Below are 24,705 nucleotides of genomic sequence, written 5' to 3' on the forward strand. Positions count from 1 at the left end.
ATCGCTTACGCGGCAAGGGATCTTACGAGACCCTGACGTCCCAGCGGGTGGCTGTCGGATCCCTGGTCGGAGGTCGTATCGTCGGCCGTCACCATGACCATGATGACCCGGCCGGGACGACCCCGGTCCGCCGATCTGATCGTCCTCGGTGCCGAGGTGGCCCTGCTCGCCGTCGCCGTCGTCGTCGGCGCGTTGCTCAACCATCGGGGCGTGCGGCTCTACGCGGACGCCGCCCCGATCTACGCCTCCTGGCAGCCCCATGTGGGCCCCGGCACTCCCGCCGCGCTTCTCGTCGCGGCGGTGTTCGTGTGGCGGGGCATGCGCTGGGCGACCGACCCGCGCTGGCCGCGGCTGCTTGTCGTCGGCTACCTCGCCGCGGTGCTCTGGACGCTGTCGCTGGCGCTGGTGGACGGCTGGTCCGCCGGGTTGACCGAGCGGCTCACCGTGCAGGCCGAGTACCTGTACGAGGTGCCGGGGGTGACCGATGTCGGTGCCATGCTGTCCGGCTTCGCCGACCGGATCGTCGACTTCCAGCCCGGGTCGTGGTCCACCCACACCGCCGGTCATCCACCGGGAGCGTTGCTGCTCTTCGTCTGGCTGGAACGGATCGGCCTGGGCGGCGGCACCGCCGCCGGGCTCGCCTGTGTGCTGCTCGGCGCCACGGTCTCGGTGTCGGTCCCGGTGACGTTGCGGGCGCTGGGCGCCGAGAACGCGGCTCGGGCGGTGTGGCCGTTCCTGGTCCTCTTCCCGGGGGCGGTCTGGGTGGGTGCGTCCGCGGACGGCATCTTCGCCGCGGTGGTCGCCGCCGGGCTGGCGCTGCTGGCGGTCGGTGGCCGACCCCGGGCCGTGCTCGGCGGGCTGCTGCTCGGCTTCGCGCTCTACCTGTCGTACGGGTTCGTCCTGGTCGGGATGCTCGCGTTGACAGTGGTGCTGCTGCGGGCGCGCGACCGCCTCGGCGTGCTCGTGGCCGCGGCGACGGCGGTCGCGGCGGTCGTCGCCGCGTTCACCCTCTGCGGTTTCTGGTGGCTGGACGGCTACCACCTGGTGTCCCGTCGGTACTACCAGGGCTGGGCGGCGGACCGCCCGTACGGGTACTGGATCTGGGCGAACCTCGCCGCCCTGCTCCTCTCGGCCGGGCCGGTGGTCGGGCCGGCGCTGCGACGGGCGGTGGCCGCCGTGGCGATCCGCGCACCGCACCCGACGGCCCTGCGACAGCGGCTCGTCAGCGCCGGGCCCACCGTGTGGTTGCCCCTCGCGGCGGCGGCGGCCGTGCTCGCGGCGGACCTGTCCGGGCTCAGCAAGGCCGAGGTGGAGCGGATCTGGCTACCGTTCACCGTCTGGCTGCTGGTCGCCACCGCGCACCTGCCCACCGGTCACCGACGGTGGTGGTTGGCCGCCCAGGCCGCCACGGCGCTCGCCGTCAACCACCTACTGTGGACTGTGTCGTGAGCGCTGCCGGCTCCCGCATCACCGCGGTGGTGAAGTCGGCGATGCCAGCGGCGAAGCCGACCCGGGCGGTGAAACCGAGCAGCCGGGTGGCGCGGGCCGGGTCGGCCACGACATGCCGTACGTCCGCCGCCCGCCCGCCCCCGACGGTGACCGGCCTGGGCCCGCCCATCGCCGAAGCCAGCTCGTGGGCCAGCTCGCCGACGGTGTGCGGTTCGCCCGAGCAGACGTTGACCGGGACCACGGGGTCCGGTGCCGGTGTCGTCAGGGCGAGCAGGTTGGCCGCGGCGACGTCTGTCACGTGGACGAAGTCGCGCCGTTGCCGGCCGTCCTCCAGGACCCGGGGCGGTTGTCCGGCGGCCAGGGCCGACCGGAAGATCGACGCCACCCCGGCGTACGGGGTGTCGCGGGGCATCCGTGGTCCGTAGACATTGTGGTACCGCAGTGCCCAGACCGACCCGCCGGTCTGCCGGGCCCAGGCCCCGGCGAGGTGTTCCTGGGCCAGCTTGGTGGCGGCGTACGTGCTGTGCGGCTCCAGCGGCGCGTCCTCGGGCACGAGACCGGGGGAGAGCGTCTTGTCGCAGCGGGGGCAGGTCGGCTCGTACCGGCCCTCGGCCAGGTCGGCGGCGCGGCGGCCGGCAGGCCGGACGACTCCGTGTGCGGGGCAGTGGTAGCGGCCCTCGCCGTAGACCACCATCGAGCTGGCCAGCACGAGGCGGCGTACCCCGGTGGCGTGCATCGCCGCGAGCAGGGTGGCCGTGCCGAGGTCGTTGTGCGCGGCGTACCGGGGGGCATCGGCCGGGTCGACGCCGTGGCCGACCATGGCCGCCTGGTGGCAGACCGCGTCGACCCCGGCCAGCAGCCGGGTCAGCAGCTCGCCGTCGCGGACGTCGCCGACCACCAGATCGTGCCGCGCCCAGGGCGGCGGCGTCGGGCCGTGCGCCTCCGGCACGAGCGCGTCGACGGCCACCACCTCGTGCCCGTCGGCGCTGAGCAGGTCGGCGACGTGGGAGCCGATGAACCCGGCAGCACCGGTGACAAGTATCCGCATTCCGGTCACCGTAGGACCCCGGGTACGCCGACACCGCGTGCTGCGCGCAGCCGTAAGAACCTCGTTAGGTCTCGCCGGTGCGCTCGGTGCCCGGTGCCTGGCTACGCTGGGCGGATGGACAGGTCGACGGGCCGGGGCGGGGGGCGTTCGTGACACAGCGGGTGCTGGTGGTCGACGACGACCAGACCGTCAGTGACGTCATCTGCCGATACCTCGAACACGACGGCTTCCAGGTGAGCCACGCCGGCGACGGGGCGATGGCGCTGGCGGCGGTGGCGCGGCAGGCGCCGGATCTGGTCGTGCTCGACCTGATGCTGCCCAAGATCAACGGCCTCCAGGTCTGCCGGGAGCTGCGGGCCCGGCCGGACGGCGTACCGATCATCATGCTCACCGCGCGCGGTGACGAGTCCGACCGGATCCTCGGGTTGCAACTCGGCGCGGACGACTACCTGACCAAGCCCTTCTCCCCCCGGGAGCTGGTGCTGCGGGTCCGTTCGGTGCTCCGGCGCGCCGGCGGTGGGCCGCCCCCCGAGCGACCGGAGGCGCTCACCGACGGCAGCCTGGTGGTGCACACGACCTCCCGCACCGCCCGCCTCGCCGGCACCGACCTGGCGCTGACGCTGCGCGAGTTCGACCTGCTCGTCTACCTCATGCGGCATCCGTCCCGGGTGTTCAGCCGGGCCGAACTCCTCGAACAGGTCTGGGGCTGGAACTTCGGGGACCACTCGACAGTGACCGTGCACGTCCGCCGGCTGCGCGAGAAGATCGAGGCGAACCCGGCCGATCCGCGGCGGATCGTGACCGTCTGGGGCGTCGGCTACCGGTACGAGCCCGCCGATGCGTGACCTGCTGCTGATCTTCGCGATCGCCCTCGGCGCGGCCGTGGGCATCGGGCTCGCCGGCGCGGTGCTGCTCCGCGTGCTGCGGCGCAGCTCGATCACCGTGCACGTCAGTGTGCTGCTCACCACGACTGTGGTCGCCGTCGTCGTCGGGGTGATGGCGGTCGCGGAGGCGATGTTCCTCTCCGCCCACGACCTCGAAGTGGTCCTGATCACCGTCGCGGCGGCGGCGGTGGTCAGCCTCGCCGTCGGTGGGCACTTCGGCCGTCGACTGGCCCGCGCCGCGGTCTGGCGCGACCAGGCCCGGGAGCGGGAACGGCGACTGGAGAAGGGCCGGCGCGACCTGGTCGCCTGGGTCTCCCACGACCTGCGTACCCCGCTCGCCGGGCTGCGGGCCATGGCGGAGGCGCTGGAGGACCGGGTGGTCCGTGACCCGGACACCGTCGACGAGTACCACCGGCGCATCCGGCTGGAGACCGACCGGATGACCCGACTCGTCGACGACCTGTTCGAGCTGTCCCGGATCAACGCGGGAGCGCTGCGGTTGTCGTTGCGGGCGGTGTCGCTCGGCGAGGTGGTCTCGGACGCGCTGGCCAGCACCACCCCACTGGCCGACGCCCGGCGGATCAAGTTGATCGCCAGCGAGTCGGGGTGGCCGATGGTTGCCGCGAGCGAGCCGGAGCTGGCCCGGGTCGTGGCCAACCTGCTGCTCAACGCCGTGCGCTACACCCCGGAGGACGGCACCGTCCGCATCGAGGCCGGCCACGAGGAGGACCACGCCTGGCTGTCGGTCGCCGACACCTGTGGCGGCATCCCCCCGGCCGACCTGCCCCGGCTGTTCGACATCGCGTTCCGTGGCGAACCGGCCCGCACGCCCCGCGCCGGCGACGGCGGGGCGTCCGGGGGGCTCGGCCTGGCCATCGTCCACGGCCTGGTGGAGGCGCACGGGGGTCGGGTCGAGGTGCGCAACACCCCGGAAGGCTGCCAGTTCCTGGTCCGGTTGGCCACCGCCTGAGGAATCGAACGTTCGGGGTGGCGGGGTAGGCGGGTTAACCCTACCGGACGCTCACCGACCAGCCGGATCGTTAGGGACTGAGGATCCTCGTAGCGTCGTGATCATCAATGCGACGACGAGATGAGCACACCATGGCCAAGTTGCGCCAACGGCAGCGTGGGCATCGCCGTCCGGTCACCAGGGCCGCGGTGGTGGACGAATTCGCGCTGACGCGCCATCTGCCCGCCGAACGCGGCTTGGTCCGCCTGCGGCTGCTGGAGCTTTGGGCTGTGTGTCTGTTGCTGACCTGGATCCCGTTTGCACTGCTGGGAGTGCTGGGTGTGAGCATCGACGAGGGCCTCGGATTGCTGGTGTTCGCGCTCGCGGCGAGTGGCCCGTCCCTGGCGGCGCTGATCCTGTGGTTGCGGCGCCGCGGGGAGAGGCGTCCGGGCCCCCGCACGCGATGGTCGCTTGGCACGTCAGTGGTGGCGGTACTGCTGGGCGGGGTCGCCCCGGTGGGTGCGGCGGTCCTGATGAACCTGAACGACCTGTCGGCGATCCCGCAGCACGCGGGTTCGGTAGTCGCCGGTGTGGGCGGACCGCTCATCGCGTTGGCCTACACGCTGCTCGCAGGGCCAGTGGCGGAGGAGTTCGGCTGGCGGGGGTACGTACAGCCACGCCTGAGGCAGTCCTACAGCCGGATGGCGACCACCCTGGTGCTGGGAGCCGCGTGGGGCCTGTGGCACGTGCCGCTGTTCTTCCTGCCTGGCACCGGGCAGCACGACGAAGGCTTGTTCACCCAGCAGGGGGTGGTGTTCTTCCTGGCGCTCTTTCCATTCACCTACCTCATGCTCTTCGTCACCGAACGCCTGCGCGGTGGTGTCCCAGCGGCGATCCTGATGCACGCGGCCTGGAACCTCGCCGACGAGACGATGCCACACCTGGGCAACGGCGGCCCGTGGCTGAAGCTTGTTCTCCTGTCGGCTACGGCGGCAGTGGTGGGCCTGCTGTGGTCGCACAACTGACGGAGAGGCGCGGCTCAGCCGACCCGCTGGGCCAGTACCTGCCCCGGCCAGGATCCAGCCAGGAAGGTTTCGGTGGGAGTGAACCCGTGGCGTTCGTAGTACGCCACCAACTCGCCACCGCCGCCCGCCCAGCAGTCGACGCGTAGCAACCGCACGCCGGCCCGCCGGGTTTCCTGCACGGCGTGGGCCAGCAGGGCCGACCCGAGATTCCGGCCGGCGAATCGTCGGTCGGTGACCAGGAGGCGGACGTAGCGCTCGGGTTCGTCCGCAGGCGCGATCGGTGCCCGCGGATCGGGCCCGGAGTCCAACACCAGGGCTGCGGCCGGCGTCCCGTCCACCTCCGCGATGTACGGGAGGTTCTCGGTCAGGTACCGGTCGACCAGTTCGGCCCCTCCGGGCTTCGCGGAGAACGGGGTCGTGCCCCACTGCTCGGTGTTCCCGCGATCATTCATCCAGGCCACCGCGGCGTCGAGCATGTCCAGTATCGCGGGGGCGTCGGGCGGGCCACCGCGTCTGATTCGTACGCCGCGGGTGGTGTCGTCCATGGCGGAATGATAATTCGTGCCTGGTCGAGCACGGCCGGTCGTCATCCGACCTGACCCCCGCCCGCAGGCCCAGAATCTCTTCGACGGCGCCCGCCTGCTCTCCGGCTGCCAGGCGTTCTCGAGCTCAAGCGCGCCCGGTCCGACGGCCTCACCTTCGCGTAGCAGCACCACCGCCACTGGGAGAGCCGGTTACGCCCGCACCGGTCGACCCAGGTCTGTCCATGCTTCGTCACCGGATGTTCGGCCTCGCGTCGACTCGAATCGATAGGGTGCGTTGGCCGCCACCGACGGCGGTTCGGGTGGAGGGGCGTCGATGCGCAGGACAACGGAGTGGCGGGCCCGCGCACTGGGCGCTCTCGCGGGCGCGGTCGCGCTGGTGGCGGCCCTGCTGCCGCCGGCCCCGGCGGCTGCCGCGAGTGCGGGCTTCAGGGCAGCGACGCTGAACATCTACTACGGGCTGAGCCAGGCCGACTTCGTGCACGACCTGAACCTGATCGTGTCCAGGGCGGATCTCGTCGGTCTCAACGAGGTCGGTGCCCGCAAGGCGTTCCTGGAGAGCTGGGCCGCCGACAACGGCTGGTGGTTGTACGCGCCGGGCGGGACCAACCAGGCCGGCGAAGCGTTGATCGCCAGGAAGAGCATGTTCGACGTGGTCGACAAGGGGTCGATTTTCGTCTGCGACACCAACGGTCCGGGCGAGGTGCCGCCCGCGCGGTACAACAACTGGGTCAAGTACCGGCACAAGGCCAGCGGCCGCATCGTGACCCACATCAACGCCCATGCGGTGGCCAGCATCGAAAACGCGGGCCGGCCCGAGGACCTGCCGCGCACCAGGTGCGCCGAGGCGCAGTTCCAGGGACTCAAGGACCTGGCGGTGGACAAGCAGGACGAGGGCCAGGTCATCGTGAGCGGTGACCTCAACGTCGACTTCAGCGCCGACCGGAGCTACGGGTACGCGAAGTTCCCGTGGCAGGTCTTCGAGGCCAACGCCCTGCCGAACCTGCGCTCCAGCTACAACCTCTACGGCGAGAAGGGCACCGGAACGCACGGCAACCGGCACATCGACTACGTCTACTTCTGGAAGCGGCTGCCCGATCACCAGGTCATGTGGATGACCGACTACGACATCGTCGGTGGCACCAGGTCCGATCACAACGGTGTCGTCGCGACGTTCTCCATCCAGAACTGACGCGCCCGCCTCCGGCCGGCCACGAGTTTCTGGAGCGGTTTGTGCGGCCGGGGGCAGACGCCACACGCGTGTCACGGCAGACGACAATGCGAGCGTGACCGACACCGCGCAGTCTTGGCTGCCTACCGTGATCGACCTCATCGACGGGCACCTGTACCGGGTGCTGAAAGGCGCAGAGGATCCGGTGATGGTGATCGAGGAGCTGAAGGGTGCATTGGTCGAGCTGCACCCCGAGGTGTTCGTGCGGGGTGTCGACAAGCTGTACCCCATCTACGCCGACCTGTCGGACATTGTCGACGGCTTCCCGTTCGACTACGGCGACGGTGCCGAGATGATCGCCCAACGGGAGATCCGCGACGTTGCCTGGGACTGGTTGAGCATGGCGCGTAACGCCGATGGGTTGAACATCTACATCGACCGCTGGACCGCGAGAATGGCAGCCTTGCCGACCATCGAGGAAGGGCGGCCGTTCCGCGGTATCGCGGGCTAGCACGCTACTGCTCACGGGTACGGAGGTGGTCGACGTACGCGGCGGCATGACCCTGTGGACCGACCGGTCGTACACGGTAACGGCCTGGGTGCGCCTGACGGACGCCAACCGTGACGGCCGCCCGGACGGCCCCGGCGACCAGGTGATCGCCAGCCAGGACGGTCGGGAGCAGGCGACCTTCTACCTCCAGTACGAGACGGACAGCGGCCGGTGGGCTTACGAGGTTCCGACGAGCGACTCGGGGGCCACGAACTGGCCGACCGTGGAGTCGATGTCCCCGGCGGCGGTCAACCGCTGGACCCACGTAGCCGCGGTCGGGAACGCCGGATGGGGGCACTTCCAGCTGTACGTGGACGGCGTACTACAGGGAACCGGCGCGGCAACCACCTCACCCCCGTCGACCGGAGGGTTCCACCTGGGAGTGTCGATGAGCGGAGGTTGGCTGGTCGGCGCGCTAGACGACGTGCGGGTCCGCCAGCGGGCCCTTCAGCCCGCCGAGATCGCCGAGTTGTCGAGCTGAACAGACTCGAGGCCGAACCCGTCGACGAGTGGGATCGTGAGTGAACATCAGGTCCTGGACGACTTCGCGTCAAGGATCGCAACGACGTGGTCCGCCAAGTCCCGGCGAAGCACCGAGACCTGGGTATACGACCTCGCAGCGGGTCCGGCGAGGGGGCGGACCACCGGACCGTCTGCCATCAGTCGGCCCGCGAGCCGGTACCCGTGGGCACCCTCTCGTGATGTGGGCTGACGATCGCCGGCTCGAGTTGTTCTGGAAAGACCACCGCGATTCGGGCCTGCGCGGAGATCGAGGGACTCGTCGTGCGCGAATTCGACGAAATCGGTTTCCCTGCCGGCGCGGGCACGGCGTGGCGCCAGCGCAGCATGGAGGAGTGGATCCAGCGCGTGCAGCGCTACCAGCCGACGGCCTCGACGTGCTGCTGACCGGGCTGTCACCGCTGGGTGAGGTGCCGGCGAGCCCTTCGGCCACCGAGCTCGACGGGATCGCGGCGTGCTTGCTGGACGTCGGTTCGCCACGGCAGGCGTAAGGCACCGGAGCTGTGCTAACGGTCCAGCCACGGCCCTGCCGGTTGGCAGGGTTCGACGGCTTGCGGTGGTGGCGACTCGGACAGGCCGAGGGCTCCGAGGGTGGTGTCGAAGTTGGTCTGCCAGCCGTACTCCAGGAAGTCGGTGATCACCTTGCTGAGTTCGCCGCACAGCCGTGGCATGTTGTTCGGGATGCCGATGGCGTACTTCTCCGATCCGTTACTCAGCCGGATCGGTGGACTCACGCCAACCGCTCGTGCGTATCCGGCGAGGACCGAACGGTCGCCCGACACGGCATCGACCTCCCCGCTCTTGTATCTGTTGATGCACTCGGCGATGGAATCGGCCGGTACCGGATTCCAGTTGATCTGATCCAGTCTCTTGAAGGTGGTCGAGCCCTTGATGGCACACACCTTGCCACGTGGGATCGCCGCTATGGTCTTGGCATCGCTCCGGCTGAGAAAGCCCTGGGTGTCGACGAAGTAGGGCCCGGCGAAGTCGATCACCTCGGCTCGTTCCGGGGTTATCGAGAAGTTGGAGATCACGAGTTTGACGGGTTTCTGGAGCGGGCTCTGGTCAGTGGCGCGCCACTTCCCGTGTAGCGCGTTGATCCGGTTGTCCAGGGTGCCCAGGTCCACCCACTTCAGGTGTGCGTTCTCGAAGTGCGACTGGATCTCGTTGGCCAGGGCGACATCGAACCCGGTCCCGCCGTCCTTGTCGGTATGCCAGCCCTCGTACTCGAAAGCGTTGTAACCGATCCGGACCTCGCCCGACATGTAGTCGAACGGGTCGGGCTCCCGCTGGAACCACCAAAACGCGGCACTGAGGACGAGGGTGCCTGCGGTGAAGTAGACAGCGCCCTTCATCCTCCACGACCTGCCGCCCGGCTTGCGGAGGGCGGGAGTCTTGAATACGCCCCGGTCGACTAGGATCGTCACCACGATCGCCGCGATGTTGATGGGCACGCTGATGATGGCCGCAGCGTTCGCACCCCACGCTTCCTTCTGGAACAGCAACACGCAAATTCCGACCGAGGCCAAGGCGACGGGCAGCAGCCAGAAAAGTTGCCTGCTGATCGAATGTCGCACGGGGACGGGGACGGGTTCGGTCGAGGTACTGTTCGCTGTTGTCGCTTGGGTCATGATGATCATCCTTGTGCCGCTGGTGCACTGCCTGGTCGGTGGCGCGATAATGTGCCGGTTGCCCCACGCGCCGACCTCATGACGAACGAAATTCGTGTTTGCGTTTTTTGGAACGTGTCGGTCATCGAACAATGCCGGGTACGGCGAGTAGATTTTCGCATGACCGGAGCTTGATGAACGAGGCCAGTCGTCCCCGCAATAAGTCCGATAGGCGACTGATCTCGATCGAATCTGTTCTGACTGCCCGAGAGGAGTCCGTCGGTCGTGGTCTCCTTAGTTCCCTCGCCACACGGGCCGTCGCAAGATGTTCACACCGCGTCTGACTGCCCTTCGTTCTGGGTGAGTGTTTGAGTGGGCTGTCGGTCGGGCTACTTGAAGGTGCGTCGTTGTTGTCGCCGGGCCGGATCCCGTCGGTGAGTCGGCGCACATCTGGTTGACCGCGGCCCATTGAAGCGAAGCTTCGCTGGCGCAACGCGGTTCGCGGCAGATCAGCGCGCCGGTGAAGCAATTCCCGCTGATGCTTCGGCGACGTTGAATAATCCGAGGGTGGATGTTGCCGATCTGCTCGCTCGGGCTGCGGCCATGGTCCCGGCTGATGTCGCCAACGGGGCCGGCGTGACGGTGACCGACGCAGCTGATGTGGCTCGCCGAAACCGCCGCACGGTGCCATTGGGGTAGGTGGGAAAACATCCACGGCATCATCCGCGCCGAGTTACGGCTCCTGTCGCCGTCCGAAGGTGGCCGGCGCATGCCGATCCCGGGCAGGGGCATCCTCCGACCGCTGTGGGACCTCGGCAGGCTTACGGCTGTGGGGGGATTCCGATCTGTTCGTGGCACGCATCTGGGTGGAGTCCCAGGCTCGACGTAGTTTCGACCCATGCTGGAGGCGTGGGGACTGACCCTGACCACGGACATAGCGCGGCAAGTCAGGCAGTGGCGGGCTGAAGGCTACACATGGCGCGCCATCGCTGCCTCCGCCGACGACGCATGGGGCACCGACTCCCGCGGCAATCAACTGTTCGGCGAGGACCTGTGCCTGGAGAGCGCGCAGTTGCTCGGCGAGAATCCGAACGCCGATCCCTGGAACTGACCCGGGGTTGACGAGTACCCACCGGCCGACGCTGCCACGTGTAACCGCCCATCACGGAGTTCCCCGATGCCCAGAGATCCTGCCCCCGTTAGTTGGTCCGCTGGACGGATGGCGGCGGGTGTGCTTCGAGCGTGTCCGGGGCCGGCGCTCGTGCGCGGCGCAACACGCCCTGGACGACGAACCCGACCTTCTCGTACATCCGCTGGGCCCGACGCCCAGTGCACAGTGTTGGATTCCACGCGAGCATCCTTGCTCTGTGGGGTGCGAGTGCTGGGCAAGTCTCGCCGCCACTGCCCGGTGGGTCGGTTGAGTCGCTGGTCGCGCAGGTCGGCACGCGTCAGGCCAGGGTGTACTCCAAGACGTAGGAGTGGCCGCCGTCGTCGGACTGGATGATCTCGAATGCTCCCGCGATCCCGGTGAGGTCACCGGAGCCCGTTCCCGGGACGACGCGGATCGCGAGTTGCTCACCGTGGCTGCCGGGTGCGCTGTGTTGCAGGACGAACGAACCCTTGCGGCCGTCAAGTTCGCCCGTGAATCGCTCCACGGCGACGTAGGCAGCGGGACTGCCCTCGTTGTCGGCCACCGACAGCATGGTCACCGTACTGGTGCCGGCCAGGCCGCCCTGGAAGGTCTTGGTGACCCGCGCCCGGCCAAGCGCGGCCCCCGGGCCTTCGTCGAGCACCTCTGGCTCGAATGATGTGACATCAAATGTTCCGCCAGCCTTCGAGCTCATGTCGCACCTTCTCATCTTGGTGGCATTTGTCGCGCAGCAGCCTTGCAGACGGCACTGACATTCCCGGACGGTGACCCTCGGAGGCCCTGCTCACTGCTCCGGCGGAGGGCCGACAGAGCGTCGATAGTCGTGTCTCACCCCGAGGGTGACCATGCCCGGCGGGTTGGCCAGCGTCCAGCTGAGAGCGGTACATAGGATGCGCTGATGAACCCGCCTGATGATCTGATAGGGCGGCAGTCAGAGGCCGAGCTGCTGACTCACAACTCATTCAACGGGGCGACCGGTGGCATCTGGCGGGTGAACCGCGATGGCCGCAATACGATCTTGAAGATCGCGGCCCCGCCGGGCCGGAACGGGGTGCCCGCGCACTGGGCGGCGAGCGCCGACCAGGGCCACTGGAACTACTGGCAGCGAGAAGCCCTGGCCTACCGCGACGGGCTGGCGGAGACTGCCTATTCGGCGGCGGGCATCCGCGCTCCGGCCCTGTTGGAGTGGACGGACCGGCCCGACGGGTCGGTCGCGCTGTGGCTGGAGCACGTCGACGGCGTGCCCGGCACCGCGGCAACGCCCGCGACGCTTGGCGACTTCGCCGAGCGGCTCGGCGCTGGGCACGCGTTCTGGCTGGGCCGGCGCCCCACCGAGCCATGGTTGTCCCGCGACTGGCTGCGCGACTACACCACGACCCGCCCCGTCACCGAACCGATCCCCTGGGACCATCCCACCGCGGCCTCCGCCTGGCCGCACGACCTCCGGACCAGCCTTCGAGAGCTTTGGCTACGCCGGTACGACGTGCTGCGTGCCACGGATGAGCTGCCCCGCACCCTCTGCCACCACGACGTCTGGCCGACGAACCTGATCGTCGACGACTCGGGGCCGGTGCTGCTGGACTGGAGCTTCGTCGGCCCAGGTCCACTCGGCGAGGACGCCGCCAACCTCATCCTCGACACGTTCTTCGACGGCCTGGTCGACCTGGTCCTGATCGACGAGGTCGTCGAACTGGTCACCACCGGCTACCTTCGCGGCCTCGCTGGCGCGGTGGACGCCGCCACCGTCCGCCGCGCCATCCAACTCACCGGCGCCGCGAAGTACTTCTGGTTAGCGCCCCTGATGCTCAACCGCCTCATAAGCACGCCCACGGATGCCCGCCAGACCTACGACCTCCGTAACACGGTCACCATGTTCACCGGTCGCCGCCGCCCGCTGGAGTTGGTCGCCGCCTGGTTCCAGAAAACCCGCTGACCCATCACCAGACCGCCGTGCGCGTGCGGACCACGCCCGGCGACGAGGGCGAGGAAACGGACGACTGACCGTGGCACGCAAGGAGATCGCGGCGCTCCGGGCCGCCGACGGGACGATGCCCGACTCGCCACCGCCGGAGGTCACGAACCCTCGGGGGTGTCATCGACGCCGCCAGTAGCCGAGGCGATTTGCTGCCGCACGTGGGTGGGTGGGCGTCGCGCGACGGAGGTGCAGGGTGAAGGCGGTGATCCAGGTCCAGCCGAGTCCGATGGTGATGCGCTGGTACAGGCCCTGGTATTCGGCGATGGCCAGGCCCTGGATGAGGAGAAGCATTGTCACGCCGGTGATCGCGCTTGTTGTCGCCCAGCCCCAGGACCGACGTCGGGCAGCGTGACATGCCCAGGTGAAGGTCAGCAGCGGCAGGGACAGGAACACCACGCTGCCGGCGGCGTTGTGCGCGGTGCCGTGCCAGGTGCGCTGGGCCTGCCCGGCGACGTCGGTGACGAACAGCCCGGAGGCGATGAGGGCAACACCGAACAGGCCGGTGAGGGCAGCCGCGATCCAGGCGGCCGGCCCGGGGTGCAGGGCGCGGCGTACACCGAGGGCACAGAGCACGAACAGGGCGCCGCAGACGAGAAAGTTGGTGATCTGGATCCATCCGGTCGACCCGAGGGCCAGCTCGCTGGCGGCTTGGCGGATCGGGCGGTATCCGGGCCGTAGCGCGCCGCCGACGAGGACCACGATGACGAACAGAGGCCCGGCAGCGGTACCGCAGGCGAGGAGCCGGCGGGTGGTGACGCTTTCCTTCATGACTCCATTGGGCGTGCGGGACCGGAATCGTGGTAGCGGCGGCCGTCGGTCCCCATGGCGACGATTGTGGCGGTTCCGAACCTACTTTCGTCGGTACGGGCCGGACGGGGCGCCCGGTCCCGGCCTACCGTTGGCGCCGTGGTGGGGGCCAGGTTGAGGTGGACGCAGTCCGTCGTGCGGCGGGATGACTCACCGAGGCGGCGGTCAGTCGACGCCGTGGTGGTGGCGGTCGCGTTGCTCGCCGGTCTGCTGTTGCTGGCCGGGCCGACCGTTGACCCGCGGGGCGGCAGTGGCCTCACACCTGTGGTCTTCGCGGCCGGGGCGGGCGCGCTGTGGTGGCGCCGGAGCGCACCGGTCACGGTGGCCTGGAGTGCTGTCGCTGGCAGCGCCGTCCTGGTCGCCGTCGAGACTCTCGGCCCGGACAGCTCGATCCGGCCGGGCGAGAACACGATCATGTTCCTCATACCGGCGGCCCCGTTCGCGGCTTACGCGGTCGCGGTCTACGCGGCTCGTCGCGTCCTGGGCTGGGCGGCGGTGGTCGCTCTCGTGGTCGCGGCCGCGGTGCCGTGGCCGCCCTCCTGGGTGCGGCTGCGCTCCGGTCTGGTGCTGCTCGGTGTTCCGGTCCTTCTCGGTCTGTACTTGGCGGCGCGCCGCCGCATGGTCAATCTGCTGCGCGAGCGGGCCCGGTGGGCCGAGGCTGACCGGTACGCGGCGGCGGAGCGGGCGGTCGCAGGTGAACGTGACCGGCTCACCGCCGAGATGCACGATGTGGTGACGCACCGGGTCACCCTCATCGTCCTGGAAGCCGGGACGCTCGGGATGAGCGCAGTCGACGAGGCGACCCGGGTGGCCGCCGAGCGGATCCGAGAGGCCGGTTGCGCCGCGCTCGACGACCTTCGCGACCTGGTCCGGGTCCTGCCCGAACAGCGGACGGAACGGGAGCCGGCGCCGGTGCTGTTGCCCGACTTGCGGCCATTGGTGAGTCCGGCGGCTCTGGAGGTGACGGGCACCCCGGTGCCGGTTTCCCCGGCGGTCGGGCGGGCGGTGGTCCGGGTCGTTCAGGAAGCCCTTACCAACGTGCGGAAACACGCGCCGGGTGCCTGTGTCGAGGTGGGGGTGCGGTACGAGGGCGGAGGGGTGCGAGTTCTTGTCCGCAACGGAGTGGTTCGGTCGGCGGCGGACGCGCGCTTGGCCGCTTCCGGGTCGGGGACCGGGCTGCACGGGTTGCGGCGTCGGGTCGAGTTGCTCGGCGGCACGCTCACGGCCGGGCCCGAGCCGGGCGGTGGTTTCACGCTGCGGGCGCGGCTGCCCGGCGTACAACAGCGGGGGTCGTCATGATCCGGGTCGTGGTGGCTGACGACGATCCCTTGGTCGGTGCGCACCTGCGCACAATCCTGGGGAGCGCCGGCGACATCGAGGTTGTCGACACCGTGGCGGACGGGGCCGCGGCGGTCGAGGCCGCCATCCGGCACCGTCCGGACCTGGTCCTGATGGACCTGCGCATGCCGGGTGTCAACGGACTTGTCGCCACCGAGCAGATCGCCGCTCTGCACCCGGCCCCGGTCGTGGTGGTACTGACAACGTTCACGGCCGATCGGTATCTGGCTGCCGCGCTACGTGCCGGAGCCAGCGGTTACGTGCTAAAGACCACGCCGCCGCGCGAGTTCGCCAACCTCGTCCGCACCGCCGCCGCCGGCCACCTGATCCTGCCGCCCGGTGCGACCCGGCTTCTGCTGCCCGCGGACCCGTCGGTCACCCTGCCGAACGGTCTGTCCGAACGGGACCGGCAGATCCTGACCGGCCTGGGACAGGGTCTGACCAACGCGCAGTTGGCGGCCCAACTGCACCTCGCCGAGGCTACCGTCAAAGGCTACGTTTCAAGGGTCCTGACCCGACTCGGCTGCACCAACCGGACCGAGGCGGCCCTCCTCGCCCAGCGCGCCGGGCTCGTCAGGTACGGGTAGTCCGAGCCGAGCAGGCCCCAGAGAGGCCCGACGCCCCCGGCAGGCCCGGCGGCACAGGGAGGGTCAGGTCTGCCGCCACACCCGGAACGTCTGGTCGAGTCGCCACGTGCCGTCGGGCTGTCGTGCCTCGTTGCGCCAGCGGAACTCGTCTGCCTCGATGTCGGAGAAGGTCCAGCGCAGATCGCCGCCGTCGAGCACGATCTGCTCGCCGACGCGGGAGGCCAGGAAGGTGTGTGTCCGACGCCGTCCCGGTCCCACCCAGGTGGAGCGCCAGACCCCGGCACCGGCGGTGGGATCGGGGAATCGCACGCTGACGCCGTGTTCGACGCCGGGCAGGATCCAGACATCGGTGGTGGCCCGGCCGCCCAGCGCGTACCCGAAATGCCACTCGCCTCGCCGCACGGTGGGGGACCCGTCGGGGTCGTACTCGGTGCAGTCCAGGGCCCAGGAGCCCGAGAACTGCCCAAACAGGCTGAGGTCGACGCCGTCGGCCGGCTCGTCCGCGAGGAAGGCGGCACCGACGGCACCGGATGACGTGCGCACCATGCCAGAACGATAGCGCCGGCCGTGGCGGCGCGATCAAGACGAACGAGCTTCGTCGATCCTTGACACTCGCTGATGCGATCGCTAACACTGGTCCGCAACGCGACCTTAACGAGCAGAACACATTGTGCCTGTAACGCGCGGCGCACCAGAGCTGTCCCGTGTGGCGGGTTGCCCGCCGCCGAAACCGCGAAGCCCTCCAGGCCGCGCCCGAGTTGATCTTGTTAACGCTAACAACGTTTGTCGTTCCGGAAGGGGTCGTGACCGTGGTTCCGTGGCGAACGACAGCGGCATCGACCACCGGGTCCAGCGGCTACTCCCGGATCCGGATCCTGGTGCTCTCCGCCGTGGCCGCCGCCGCGTTCGTGGTGGTCGCCGACGGGCCGGCGCAGGCCGCCACGCTGCCGACCGGCGCGGTTTCGCTGGAGGCGGTCAACCAGGCCGGACGATTCGTACGGCACGTCAACTATCTCGGTCAGCTCGACCCGGTGACCTCCGGCAGCGCCAACCAGACCAAGCTCGACGCCACCTTCACCGTGGTCAACGGCCTGGCATCGCCCGCCTGCTACTCGTTCCAGACCAAGACCGGCCTGTTCCTGCGGCACCGCGACTACCGGCTCCGGGTCGACCCCAACACCGGTGACGCGGGGTTCCGCGCCGACGCCACCTTCTGCGCGGTGGACGGCTCGGTCTCCGGCTCGGTGGCGCTCACCTCGTACAACTACCCGGACCGGCGGATCCGCCACCGCGACTACGCGCTCTGGATTGACACCTACCAGGACACGGCCGCGTTCCGGGCGGACAGCTCCTTCCGCCTCGCCGCGCCGTGGGCGCCCAGGACCACCAAGGGGCCGGTGCTCCCGGGCCTCTTCGCCGACCCGCACCTCGCCGTCTTCAACGGCCGCTACTACCTGTACCCGACCACCGACGGCTACGCGGGCTGGGCGGGCACCTACTACAAGGCGTTCTCCTCCACCGACCTGGTCAACTGGACCGACCACGGCGTGATCCTCGACCACGGCCCGGACGTGTCCTGGGCGGACAACTCGGCCTGGGCGCCGGCGGTGGCCACCGCCAACGGCCGCTACTACCTGTACTTCAGCGGCGGCGCCGCCAGCGGCAACACCGCCAAACAGCTCGGCGTGGCCGTGGCCGACAGCCCCACCGGGCCGTTCCGCGACGCGCTGGGCCGGCCGCTCGTCCGCAGCGACCAGTTCTCCGGTGGGCAGGCCATCGACCCGATGGTGTTCACCGACGACGACGGGCAGTCCTACCTGTACTGGGGTCAGGGCGTCGCGCGGGCGGTACGGCTGAACGCGGACCTGACCTCCTTCGACGCGGCACAGGTACGGGTCGTCACGCCGTCCGGCTACAACGAGGCCCCGTTCGTGTTCCGGCGCAACGGCCTCTACTACTTCATGTGGTCGGAGAACGACACACGGAGCGAGGACTACCGGGTCGCGTACGCCACCGGCTCGTCGCCCCTCGGGCCGTGGACCAGGCGCGGCGTGGTGCTGCAGAAGCGCCTCGACGTCGGCGTCAAGGGCACCGGCCACCACTCCGTGGTCCGGGCACCCGGCAGCGACACCTGGTACATCGCCTACCACCGGTTCGCCGTGCCGTCCGGCAACGGCACCAACCGGGAGACCGCCACCGACCGGATGGAGTTCAACGCCGACGGCACCATCCGCCCCGTCGTACCGACCCTCTAGCTGACCCGGATGCCCCTCCGCGAAGGAGAAAGACACATGTCGAGAGTCCTCGCGCGGCTCGGCGCGGTCGCGGTGGCCGCGTGCCTGCTGTTCACCACCTGGTCGGCGGCGACACCGAAGGAGGCGTCCGCGCTCGATCCGACAGTCGGTTACCTGATGGCGCACTTCACCGGTGAGTCGTCGACCGCCCAGCAGATCTACCTCGCCCACAGCACCGACGGCCTGCGCTGGACGGACCTCAACAACGGCGGGCTCGTCCTGCGTTCCACGGTCGGCACCCGTGGCGTTCGCGATCCCGCCCTGGTCCGCTCGCCGGCCGGCGACAGGTACTGGATCATCGCCACCGACCTGTGCATCGGCTGTGGTCAGGACTGGTCGACCGCGATCAACAACGGCAGCCGCAACCTCGTCGTGTGGGAGTCCACCGACCTGGTCAACTGGTCCGCGCCGTGGCTGCTGAACGTGGCCGGCGCGATCCCGGACGGACGCAACGCCTGGGCGCCGGAGGCGATCTGGAACCCGGAAACCGGCGACTACGTCCTCTACTGGGCGACGAACGTCCCGCTCAACGGGGCGACCAAGCACCGCATCTACGCCGCGCGCACGACGAACTTCCGCAGCATCACCACACCGCAGCCCTACATCAACCGACCCGGTAACCAGGAGATCATCGACACCCAGATCGTCGAGGTGCCGTCCGGCGTCAGCGCCTACCGGTACGTGCGGGCCTCCCGGGACGGCCAGATCGCCATCGAGGGCAGCAACTCCATCCTCGGCACCTGGACGAGCCTCGGGAACCTGTCCGGCATCGGGTTGACCGGTGCCCAGGTCGAGGGCCCGATGTGGCTGAAGTACAACAACCGCAACGAGTGGGTGCTCTACCTCGACCAGTACGCCAGCGGGCGCGGCTACCTGCCGGTGCTGACCACCAACCCGTCCAGCGCGAGCAGTTACCGGCTGCCGGCGTCCGGCTCGTACGCCATGGGTGGCACCAAGAAGCGGCACGGAACGATCCTCAACCTGACCGCCGCCGAACAGGACCGGGTGCTCGCCCGCTGGCCCGTCACCGCCGTCAACCGGATCCAGTCGTACAACTTCCAGGACCGGTACGTGCGGCACTACGACTACGACGTCCGCATCGACCCGAACGTCAGCCCGGCCCAGGACGGTCAGTGGCGGATCGTGCCCGGCCTGGTCGGCTCCGGCACGGTCTCCATCCAGTCGGTCAACTACCCGGGCTACTACCTGCGCCACTACGGGTTCGACTTCCGGCTGGAAGCCAACGACGGCACCGCCACCTTCGCCGCCGACGCCACCTTCCGACAGGTCGCCGGCCTCGCCAACTCCTCGTGGACGTCGTTCCAGTCCTACAGCCACCCGGACCGCTACATCCGGCACTACAGCTACCTGCTCCGGCTCGACCAGATCCCCGACGCGCAGAGCCGTGCCGACGCGACCTTCCGCGTGACCGGCTAACCCCTCAAGATGTCGAGCCCGGAGAGGCACGATCTAGTGATTGGACAACGCATGGAACGGATCAGCCGGTCGTTGCGCCGGACGTTGATCGCCCTGGTAGCCGCCGTGACGGCGATGGTCGGCGGCGTGGTCGTCGTCGCGTCGTCGCCCGCCGCCGCCGCCACCAACCAGTTCCGAGGCATGAACTGGGCCATGTTGGGTGACAACTTCAAGACCAGCCCGCTCGTCGTGCAGGGTCTGAGCATGTCCGACAGCAACGCGACGGTGCGGGCCAAGGCCAATGCCATCTACGACGACATGGCATCCACCATGGGCGTCAACACCGTCCGGCTGCCCATCAACACGCACACGGTGGGTACTGCCTGGTGGGAGGCCTACCGAGGCGCGATCGACGCCGCCACCGCCCGCGGCTTCAAGGTAATCCTCGCCTACTGGGAGGACGCCGCCGCCTCCGGCGGCAGAATCACGAATCTCGCCGCGTGGAACACGATGTGGTCCACGGTGACCAACACGTACGGCTCGAACACCAACGTCTACTTCGAGCCGATGAACGAGCCGCACGGTTACAGCTCGACGGAGTGGCGCAACGTCGCCGCGAACTGGCTCAGCTACCACACCTCGGCGGTGCCCGGCCGGGTGCTGATCGGGGGCACCGGCTTCAGCCAGGACCTGCGTGACATCTGTAACGACAGCCGCTTCAACTCGACGCTGCTGTCCTTCCACTACTACACCTTCTTCTACGGCGCGATGACCTACGACGGCTTCCGCAGCCACATCCGGGAACGCCTCGGAAACTGCGCCTCGCGCGCGGTCGCCACCGAGTTCGGTGGTCCCATGAACGACGGTCGCAACTACGCCGACGCGGGCAGCACCGACAACTTCGTGCGCTACATCCGCGCCATGGCCCAGGTCATGCGGGACAACCAGATGGGCGGCACCTACTGGCCGGCCCTCGGCGGCAAGACCGGCACCATCGGCTACGACTGGTACTCGATGTTCGCCCTCACCGGCAGCGGCACCGACCTCAACCTGACCGTCCGCAACACCTCCGGCGCGGACCGGATCCGGTACGCGTGGGGCGACACCATCGGCGGCGGCGACCCGACGACGCCGCCGCCGTCGACGGGAACGTTCTACCGGCTCGACGTGCGGCACAGCGGCAAGGCCATGAACGTCCAGTCACCGAACACCGACAACGGCGCGCGTGTCGCCCAGTCCACCTACGGCGGCAACGCCTGGCAGCAGTGGCAGTTCCAGGACGCCGGCAGCGGCTACTGGCGCATCGTCAGCCGGCACAGCGGAAAGTGCCTCGACGTGGTGAGCGCGTCGACCGCCGACGGTGCCGAACTCGTCCAGTACACCTGCGGCAGCGGCACCAACCAGCAGTTCCAGATGGTCACCAACGGCAACTACTTCCAGCTCCGGGCCCGACACAGCAACAAGTGCGTGGACGTACCGGCCGCGTCGACCGCGGACGGCGTGGTCCTCAAGCAGTACACCTGCAACACCGGCACCAACCAACAGTGGTCCCGCACGGCGGTCTGACCGTCGTCGCGACCTGAGCACGGTACGGCCCGCACCCCCCGAGCACCGGGAGGTGCGGGCCGTACCCGCTTTTCCTTTACGGGAGCGTGGAGCCGGCCCGGCGCGGGCCCCTCGGCGCACCGGTCAGTGCGCCCCGCTGACCTGCGCCTCGTCGCTGACCGCGCCGGCGAACTGGGCGTGGTAGAGACGGCAGTACGCGCCGTCGGCGGCGAGCAGCTCGGGCTCCGTGCCCTGTTCGACGAGGCGCCCGTCCTCCAGCACGAGGATCAGGTCGGCGTTGCGGATCGTCGACAGCCGGTGCGCGATGACGAAGGTCGTCCGTTCCGCCCGCAGCGCCGCCATCGCGCGTTGGACCAGCACCTCGGTCCGCGAGTCGAGCGAGGTGGTCGCCTCGTCCAGGATCAGCAGCGGCGGGTTGGCGAGGAACGCCCGCGCGATCGTCACCAACTGCTTCTCGCCCGTGCTGATGTTGCCGCCGATCTCGTCGATGACGGTGTCGTACCCGTCGGGGAGGCTGCGGACGAAACGGTCGACGTAGGTCGCCCGCGCCGCGGCGACGATCTGCTCATCGGTCGCGCCCAACCGGCCGTAGGCGATGTTTTCCCGGATCGTGCCACCGAACAACCAGGCGTCCTGCAGGACCATGCCGATCCGGCCACGCAGGTCGGCCCGGGGCAGCTCGGCGATGTCCACACCGTCGAGGGTGATCCGCCCGCCGTCCAGCTCGTAGAACCGCATGATGAGGTTGACCAGGGTGGTCTTCCCGGCACCGGTGGGGCCGACGATCGCCACGGTCTGGCCCGGTTCGACGGTGAGGGACAGATCCTTCATCAGCGGCGCGCCCGGGGCGTACCCGAAGGAGATCTTCTCGAAGATCACCCGGCCGGAACCCGGCGGGGCCGGTCGGACGGCCGCCGCGGTCACCGCCGGTTCCGGGCTCTCCTCCTCGGCATCGAGGAGGTCGAACACCCGCTCGGCGCAGGCCACGCCGGACTGCACCAGGGTCGCCGTGGACGCGACCTGGGCGAGCGGCTGGCTGAACTGCTGGGAATAGTGGATGAACGCCTGCACGTCACCGAGCGAGATGGCGCCGTTCGCCACCCTGATCGCGCCGACCACCGCGATGCCGACGTAGCTCAGGTTTCCGATGAGGACCATCAGGGGCAGGATGATCCCGGACATGAACTGGGCGCGGAAGCCCGCCTCGTACAGCTCGTCGTTCGTCGCGGTGAGCGACGCCAACACCTCGCGCCGGCGGCCGAACACCCGGATCAGCTCGTGCCCGCTGAACGCCTCCTCGACCTTGGCGGTCAGCGCGCCGGTGCTCGCCCACTGAGCGGTGAAGTGCCGCCGCGACCGCTTCGCGATCTGGCCGGTGACCACCGCCGACAGCGGCAGCGCGACGAGCGCGATGACGGCCAGCAGCGGGGACACCACGATCATCATGACGAGTACGCCGATGACCGTGAGCAGTGAGGTCAGCAGTTGGCTCAGTGTCTGCTGCAGGCTCTGCGCGATGTTCTCCACGTCGTTGGTGACCCGGCTGAGCAGCTCACCCCGAGGTTGCCGGTCGAAGTACGACAGCGGCAACCGGTTGAGTTTCGCCTCGACCTCGGTGCGGAGCTGTCGTACCGCCCGCTGCACGACGCCGGCGAGCAGGTGCCCCTGCAACCAGCCGAGCACGCTGGCGCCCACGAACAGGCCCAGGGCCAGCAGCAGCACCTGGCCGAGCCGGGTGAAGTCGACGCCGACGCCGGGCACCGGGTGGATGCGCTGCAGCATGTCGGCCAGGGTGTCGTCGCCGGCTGCCCGCGCCTCGGCGATGTTCTGGTCGAGGCTCGTCCCGGCGTCGAGACGCTGCCCCACGACACCGGTGAAGATGAGGTCGGTGGCGTGCCCGAGGACCAGCGGGCCGAGCACGTAGAGCACCACGCTGACCACGGCCAGCCCGAGCAGTGACAGCAGGCGCAGGCGATCGCCGGCCAACCGCCGGATGAGCCGGGCGGCGGACGGCCCGAACGCCCTCGGCTTGGCCGCTGGCGCGGCCGCAACCTCAGCCGCGCCCTGCACGCTGCTCACACGATCGCCATCGGCTGCGACCTGACGATCTCGGTGTAGGTGGGGCAGGTTTCCAGCAGGTCGGCGTGCGTCCCCACGCCCACGGCCCGACCACCGTCGAGGACGACGATCTGGTCCGCGTCCACGATCGTGGAGACGCGTTGTGCCACGACGATGACAGTCATCCGCGCGGTGACGGCGCGCAGGGCCGTGCGGAGCCGGCTCTCCGTGCCCAGGTCGAGCGCGGAGAACGGATCGTCCAGCAGCAGCACGTCAGGCCGCTTGACCAACGCCCGCGCGATGGACAGTCGTTGCCGCTGCCCACCGGACACGTTGGTGCCACCCTGCGCGATCGGCGCGTCGAGGCCCGCGGGCATCCGCGCCACGAAGTCCCGCGCCTGCGCGACGTCCAGGGCAGCCCACAACTCCTCGTCGGTGGCCGCCGGGTCACCGTAGCGGAGGTTGCTGGCGACGGTGCCGGAGAACAGGTAGGGCTTCTGCGGCACCAGCGCGACCCGGGACCACATCTCCTCCAGGTTCAACTCGCGCACGTCGATCCCGCCGATCCGCACCGCGCCGGCGGTCGCGTCGAGCAACCTCGCCACCAGCGACAGCATCGTCGTCTTACCGGCACCGATGCTGCCGACCAGGGCGGTGGTCTGCCCCGCCGAGGCCCGGAAGCTCACGTCGTTGAGCACCGGCTCGGCGGCGCCCGGGTGCCGGAACTGGACCGCGTCCACCGTCAGGTCCGCGTACGCGAGCGGCGGCGTGACCGGGTGGGCGGCGGGAACGACCGAGGAGTGGGTGTCCAACACGTCCCAGACCCGCCCGGCGCCCACCGTGGCCCGGGGCACCATCATCAGGATGAAGGTCGCCATCAGCACCGACATGAGGATCAACATCAGGTAGCTCAGCAGGGCGGCGAGCGAACCGATCCCCACCAGGCCCGCGTCGGCCCGTCGGCCCCCGAACCACAGCACGGCCACGCTCGACAGGTTGAGCACAAGCGTCACCGTCGGCAGGACCAGGGCGAGCAGCCGGCCGGCCCGGATGGCGGTGGCGGTGAGGTCGGCGTTGGCGCGCTCGAACCGGGCCTTCTCGTGCGCCTCCCGTACGAACGCCCGGACCACGCGTACGCCGGCGATCTGCTCGCGCAACATCGCGTTGATGGTGTCGATCCTGATCTGCATCGACCGGTACTGCGGGACCAGCCGCCGTGCCATCAGGCCGATGGCCACGGCCAGCACCGGCACGATCAGGACCATGAGCCAGGACAGGCCCGGGTCTTCCCGGATCGCCATGACCAGGCCACCGACACACATGATGGGAGCGGTGACCAGCATGGTGAGCGACAGCATGAGCAGCAGTTGCAGATGTTGGACGTCGTTCGTGCACCGGACGGTCAACGACGACGGGCCGAAGCGGGCTATCTCACGGCTGGAGAACTCGGCGACCTGCTCGAAGATGTCCCGGCGCAGGTCGCGCCCGACGCCCATCGCCGTTCGGGCGCTCAGGTAGGCGACCGCGATCAGACAACCGACCTGGACCGCCGCCACGGCCAGCATGCGGAGCCCGGTCAGCAGGATGTACCCGGTGTCGCCGGTCGCGATGCCCCGGTCGACGATGTCGGCATAGAGGCTGGGCAGGAAGAGCGTCGCCAGCGTGCCGACCAGCTGCCACAGCGCCACGTAGGCGAGCTGCCGCCGGTAAGGGCGCAGGCACCTACGCAGCAACCGGATCAGCACAAGGCGAGGCTATCGGCGGGCG

General features: G+C 69.5%; 23 protein-coding genes. 15 read left to right on the forward strand and 8 right to left on the reverse strand.

The window, feature by feature from the left end; translation table 11 throughout:
* The first annotated feature begins 102 nt into the window (after nucleotides 1-102).
* A complete protein-coding gene (locus tag AB0B14_RS15325; RefSeq protein WP_357079190.1) occupies nucleotides 103-1,449 on the forward strand; it encodes a hypothetical protein in 1,347 nt (448 codons plus the stop codon).
* Here the strand turns inward: AB0B14_RS15325 and AB0B14_RS15330 are convergent.
* A complete protein-coding gene (locus AB0B14_RS15330; RefSeq protein WP_357522792.1) occupies nucleotides 1,421-2,497 on the reverse strand; it encodes an NAD-dependent epimerase/dehydratase family protein in 1,077 nt (358 codons plus the stop codon). The two genes, AB0B14_RS15325 and AB0B14_RS15330, sit on opposite strands and share 29 nt — an antisense overlap.
* 149 nt (nucleotides 2,498-2,646) lie before the next feature.
* Here AB0B14_RS15330 and AB0B14_RS15335 point away from each other — a divergent pair, with 149 nt between their 5' ends.
* The 3 genes from AB0B14_RS15335 (at nucleotide 2,647) to AB0B14_RS15345 (ending at nucleotide 5,355) form a co-directional block, all read left to right on the forward strand.
* Entirely contained in the window at nucleotides 2,647-3,342 is a 696-nt protein-coding gene (locus AB0B14_RS15335) for a response regulator transcription factor (protein ID WP_357522793.1), read from the forward strand.
* Nucleotides 3,335-4,351 carry an ATP-binding protein gene (locus AB0B14_RS15340; RefSeq protein ID WP_357522794.1) on the forward strand — a complete coding sequence of 339 codons (1,017 nt, stop codon included), beginning with the start codon at nucleotides 3,335-3,337 and terminating at the stop codon, nucleotides 4,349-4,351. Before AB0B14_RS15335 ends, AB0B14_RS15340 begins: the two co-directional genes overlap by 8 nt.
* Nucleotides 4,352-4,482: 131 nt before the next feature.
* On the forward strand, nucleotides 4,483-5,355 hold the full coding sequence (locus AB0B14_RS15345; RefSeq protein WP_357522795.1) for a CPBP family intramembrane glutamic endopeptidase: 873 nt from the start codon (nucleotides 4,483-4,485) through the stop codon (nucleotides 5,353-5,355).
* A 14-nt stretch (nucleotides 5,356-5,369) separates the two neighbouring features.
* Here the strand turns inward: AB0B14_RS15345 and AB0B14_RS15350 are convergent, their stop codons facing one another.
* Nucleotides 5,370-5,900, reverse strand: coding sequence for a GNAT family N-acetyltransferase (locus AB0B14_RS15350; protein WP_357079172.1), 531 nt, complete (start codon nucleotides 5,898-5,900; stop codon nucleotides 5,370-5,372).
* 313 nt (nucleotides 5,901-6,213) lie between these two features.
* On the opposite strand from AB0B14_RS15350, the gene AB0B14_RS15355 reads away from it, so the two are divergent.
* The 4 genes from AB0B14_RS15355 (at nucleotide 6,214) to AB0B14_RS15370 (ending at nucleotide 8,524) form a co-directional block, all read left to right on the forward strand.
* A complete protein-coding gene (locus AB0B14_RS15355; RefSeq protein ID WP_357522796.1) occupies nucleotides 6,214-7,089 on the forward strand; it encodes an endonuclease/exonuclease/phosphatase family protein in 876 nt (291 codons plus the stop codon).
* A gap of 94 nt (nucleotides 7,090-7,183) precedes the next feature.
* Nucleotides 7,184-7,579 (forward strand): hypothetical protein, encoded by a 396-nt coding sequence (locus tag AB0B14_RS15360; protein ID WP_357522797.1) that lies wholly within the window; start codon nucleotides 7,184-7,186, stop codon nucleotides 7,577-7,579.
* 25 nt (nucleotides 7,580-7,604) lie between these two features.
* Entirely contained in the window at nucleotides 7,605-8,099 is a 495-nt protein-coding gene (locus AB0B14_RS15365) for a LamG domain-containing protein (RefSeq protein WP_357522798.1), read from the forward strand.
* A 302-nt stretch (nucleotides 8,100-8,401) separates the two neighbouring features.
* Nucleotides 8,402-8,524: a hypothetical protein gene (locus AB0B14_RS15370; protein ID WP_357522799.1), complete on the forward strand. Its 123-nt coding sequence runs from the start codon at nucleotides 8,402-8,404 to the stop codon at nucleotides 8,522-8,524.
* 119 nt (nucleotides 8,525-8,643) lie between these two features.
* Here AB0B14_RS15370 and AB0B14_RS15375 read toward each other — a convergent pair whose 3' ends face one another.
* Nucleotides 8,644-9,768 carry a transporter substrate-binding domain-containing protein gene (locus tag AB0B14_RS15375; RefSeq protein ID WP_357522800.1) on the reverse strand — a complete coding sequence of 375 codons (1,125 nt, stop codon included), beginning with the start codon at nucleotides 9,766-9,768 and terminating at the stop codon, nucleotides 8,644-8,646.
* 877 nt (nucleotides 9,769-10,645) lie between these two features.
* On the opposite strand from AB0B14_RS15375, the gene AB0B14_RS15380 reads away from it, so the two are divergent.
* A complete protein-coding gene (locus AB0B14_RS15380; RefSeq protein ID WP_357079152.1) occupies nucleotides 10,646-10,858 on the forward strand; it encodes a hypothetical protein in 213 nt (70 codons plus the stop codon).
* Between the two features lie 337 nt (nucleotides 10,859-11,195).
* Here AB0B14_RS15380 and AB0B14_RS15385 read toward each other — a convergent pair whose 3' ends face one another.
* A complete protein-coding gene (locus tag AB0B14_RS15385; RefSeq protein ID WP_357079149.1) occupies nucleotides 11,196-11,591 on the reverse strand; it encodes a DUF3224 domain-containing protein in 396 nt (131 codons plus the stop codon).
* 324 nt (nucleotides 11,592-11,915) lie between these two features.
* Here AB0B14_RS15385 and AB0B14_RS15390 point away from each other — a divergent pair, with 324 nt between their 5' ends.
* The gene (locus tag AB0B14_RS15390; RefSeq protein ID WP_357522801.1) at nucleotides 11,916-12,830 is read left to right on the forward strand and encodes a phosphotransferase; all 915 of its coding nucleotides are present in this window, start codon (nucleotides 11,916-11,918) and stop codon (nucleotides 12,828-12,830) included.
* 159 nt (nucleotides 12,831-12,989) lie between these two features.
* On the opposite strand, the gene AB0B14_RS15395 is transcribed toward AB0B14_RS15390, so the two are convergent.
* Nucleotides 12,990-13,640 (reverse strand): DUF998 domain-containing protein, encoded by a 651-nt coding sequence (locus tag AB0B14_RS15395; protein ID WP_357522802.1) that lies wholly within the window; start codon nucleotides 13,638-13,640, stop codon nucleotides 12,990-12,992.
* Between the two features lie 174 nt (nucleotides 13,641-13,814).
* On the opposite strand from AB0B14_RS15395, the gene AB0B14_RS15400 reads away from it, so the two are divergent.
* Nucleotides 13,815-14,978, forward strand: coding sequence for an ATP-binding protein (locus tag AB0B14_RS15400; RefSeq protein WP_357522803.1), 1,164 nt, complete (start codon nucleotides 13,815-13,817; stop codon nucleotides 14,976-14,978).
* An 8-nt stretch (nucleotides 14,979-14,986) separates the two neighbouring features.
* On the forward strand, nucleotides 14,987-15,604 hold the full coding sequence (locus AB0B14_RS15405) for a response regulator transcription factor (RefSeq protein ID WP_357079136.1): 618 nt from the start codon (nucleotides 14,987-14,989) through the stop codon (nucleotides 15,602-15,604).
* 63 nt (nucleotides 15,605-15,667) lie between these two features.
* On the opposite strand, the gene AB0B14_RS15410 is transcribed toward AB0B14_RS15405, so the two are convergent.
* Nucleotides 15,668-16,150 carry a hypothetical protein gene (locus AB0B14_RS15410; protein ID WP_357522804.1) on the reverse strand — a complete coding sequence of 161 codons (483 nt, stop codon included), beginning with the start codon at nucleotides 16,148-16,150 and terminating at the stop codon, nucleotides 15,668-15,670.
* Nucleotides 16,151-16,407: 257 nt separating this feature from the next.
* Here AB0B14_RS15410 and AB0B14_RS15415 point away from each other — a divergent pair, with 257 nt between their 5' ends.
* From AB0B14_RS15415 to AB0B14_RS15425, 3 genes are read left to right on the forward strand one after another with little or no spacing between them, the layout of a single operon-like run.
* Nucleotides 16,408-17,859 carry a family 43 glycosylhydrolase gene (locus AB0B14_RS15415; protein ID WP_357522805.1) on the forward strand — a complete coding sequence of 484 codons (1,452 nt, stop codon included), beginning with the start codon at nucleotides 16,408-16,410 and terminating at the stop codon, nucleotides 17,857-17,859.
* Nucleotides 17,860-17,895: 36 nt separating this feature from the next.
* Nucleotides 17,896-19,335, forward strand: a complete 1,440-nt coding sequence (locus AB0B14_RS15420; protein WP_357522806.1) for a glycoside hydrolase family 43 protein — start codon at nucleotides 17,896-17,898, stop codon at nucleotides 19,333-19,335.
* A gap of 51 nt (nucleotides 19,336-19,386) precedes the next feature.
* The gene (locus tag AB0B14_RS15425; protein WP_357079122.1) at nucleotides 19,387-20,880 is read left to right on the forward strand and encodes an RICIN domain-containing protein; all 1,494 of its coding nucleotides are present in this window, start codon (nucleotides 19,387-19,389) and stop codon (nucleotides 20,878-20,880) included.
* A gap of 123 nt (nucleotides 20,881-21,003) precedes the next feature.
* On the opposite strand, the gene AB0B14_RS15430 is transcribed toward AB0B14_RS15425, so the two are convergent.
* Nucleotides 21,004-22,959, reverse strand: coding sequence for an ABC transporter ATP-binding protein (locus AB0B14_RS15430; RefSeq protein WP_357079119.1), 1,956 nt, complete (start codon nucleotides 22,957-22,959; stop codon nucleotides 21,004-21,006).
* On the reverse strand, nucleotides 22,956-24,683 hold the full coding sequence (locus tag AB0B14_RS15435) for an ABC transporter ATP-binding protein (RefSeq protein ID WP_357079116.1): 1,728 nt from the start codon (nucleotides 24,681-24,683) through the stop codon (nucleotides 22,956-22,958). Before AB0B14_RS15435 ends, AB0B14_RS15430 begins: the two co-directional genes overlap by 4 nt.
* Between the last annotated feature and the right edge of the window lie 22 nt (nucleotides 24,684-24,705).

It is taken from the genome of Micromonospora sp. NPDC049171 (assembly GCF_040648275.1).
Classification (GTDB): domain Bacteria; phylum Actinomycetota; class Actinomycetes; order Mycobacteriales; family Micromonosporaceae; genus Micromonospora.

Bases quoted from the DNA above. Each gene is read 5' to 3' on its own strand.
- AB0B14_RS15325 (WP_357079190.1), top strand. From the start codon at position 103: ATGACCCGGCCGGGACGACCCCGGTCCGCCGATCTGATCGTCCTCGGT.
- AB0B14_RS15330 (WP_357522792.1), bottom strand. From the start codon at position 2,497: ATGCGGATACTTGTCACCGGTGCTGCCGGGTTCATCGGCTCCCACGTC.
- AB0B14_RS15340 (WP_357522794.1), top strand. From the start codon at position 3,335: ATGCGTGACCTGCTGCTGATCTTCGCGATCGCCCTCGGCGCGGCCGTG.
- AB0B14_RS15345 (WP_357522795.1), top strand. From the start codon at position 4,483: ATGGCCAAGTTGCGCCAACGGCAGCGTGGGCATCGCCGTCCGGTCACC.
- AB0B14_RS15350 (WP_357079172.1), bottom strand. From the start codon at position 5,900: ATGGACGACACCACCCGCGGCGTACGAATCAGACGCGGTGGCCCGCCC.
- AB0B14_RS15355 (WP_357522796.1), top strand. From the start codon at position 6,214: ATGCGCAGGACAACGGAGTGGCGGGCCCGCGCACTGGGCGCTCTCGCG.
- AB0B14_RS15375 (WP_357522800.1), bottom strand. From the start codon at position 9,768: ATGACCCAAGCGACAACAGCGAACAGTACCTCGACCGAACCCGTCCCC.
- AB0B14_RS15380 (WP_357079152.1), top strand. From the start codon at position 10,646: ATGCTGGAGGCGTGGGGACTGACCCTGACCACGGACATAGCGCGGCAA.
- AB0B14_RS15385 (WP_357079149.1), bottom strand. From the start codon at position 11,591: ATGAGCTCGAAGGCTGGCGGAACATTTGATGTCACATCATTCGAGCCA.
- AB0B14_RS15395 (WP_357522802.1), bottom strand. From the start codon at position 13,640: ATGAAGGAAAGCGTCACCACCCGCCGGCTCCTCGCCTGCGGTACCGCT.
- AB0B14_RS15410 (WP_357522804.1), bottom strand. From the start codon at position 16,150: ATGGTGCGCACGTCATCCGGTGCCGTCGGTGCCGCCTTCCTCGCGGAC.
- AB0B14_RS15420 (WP_357522806.1), top strand. From the start codon at position 17,896: ATGTCGAGAGTCCTCGCGCGGCTCGGCGCGGTCGCGGTGGCCGCGTGC.
- AB0B14_RS15425 (WP_357079122.1), top strand. From the start codon at position 19,387: ATGGAACGGATCAGCCGGTCGTTGCGCCGGACGTTGATCGCCCTGGTA.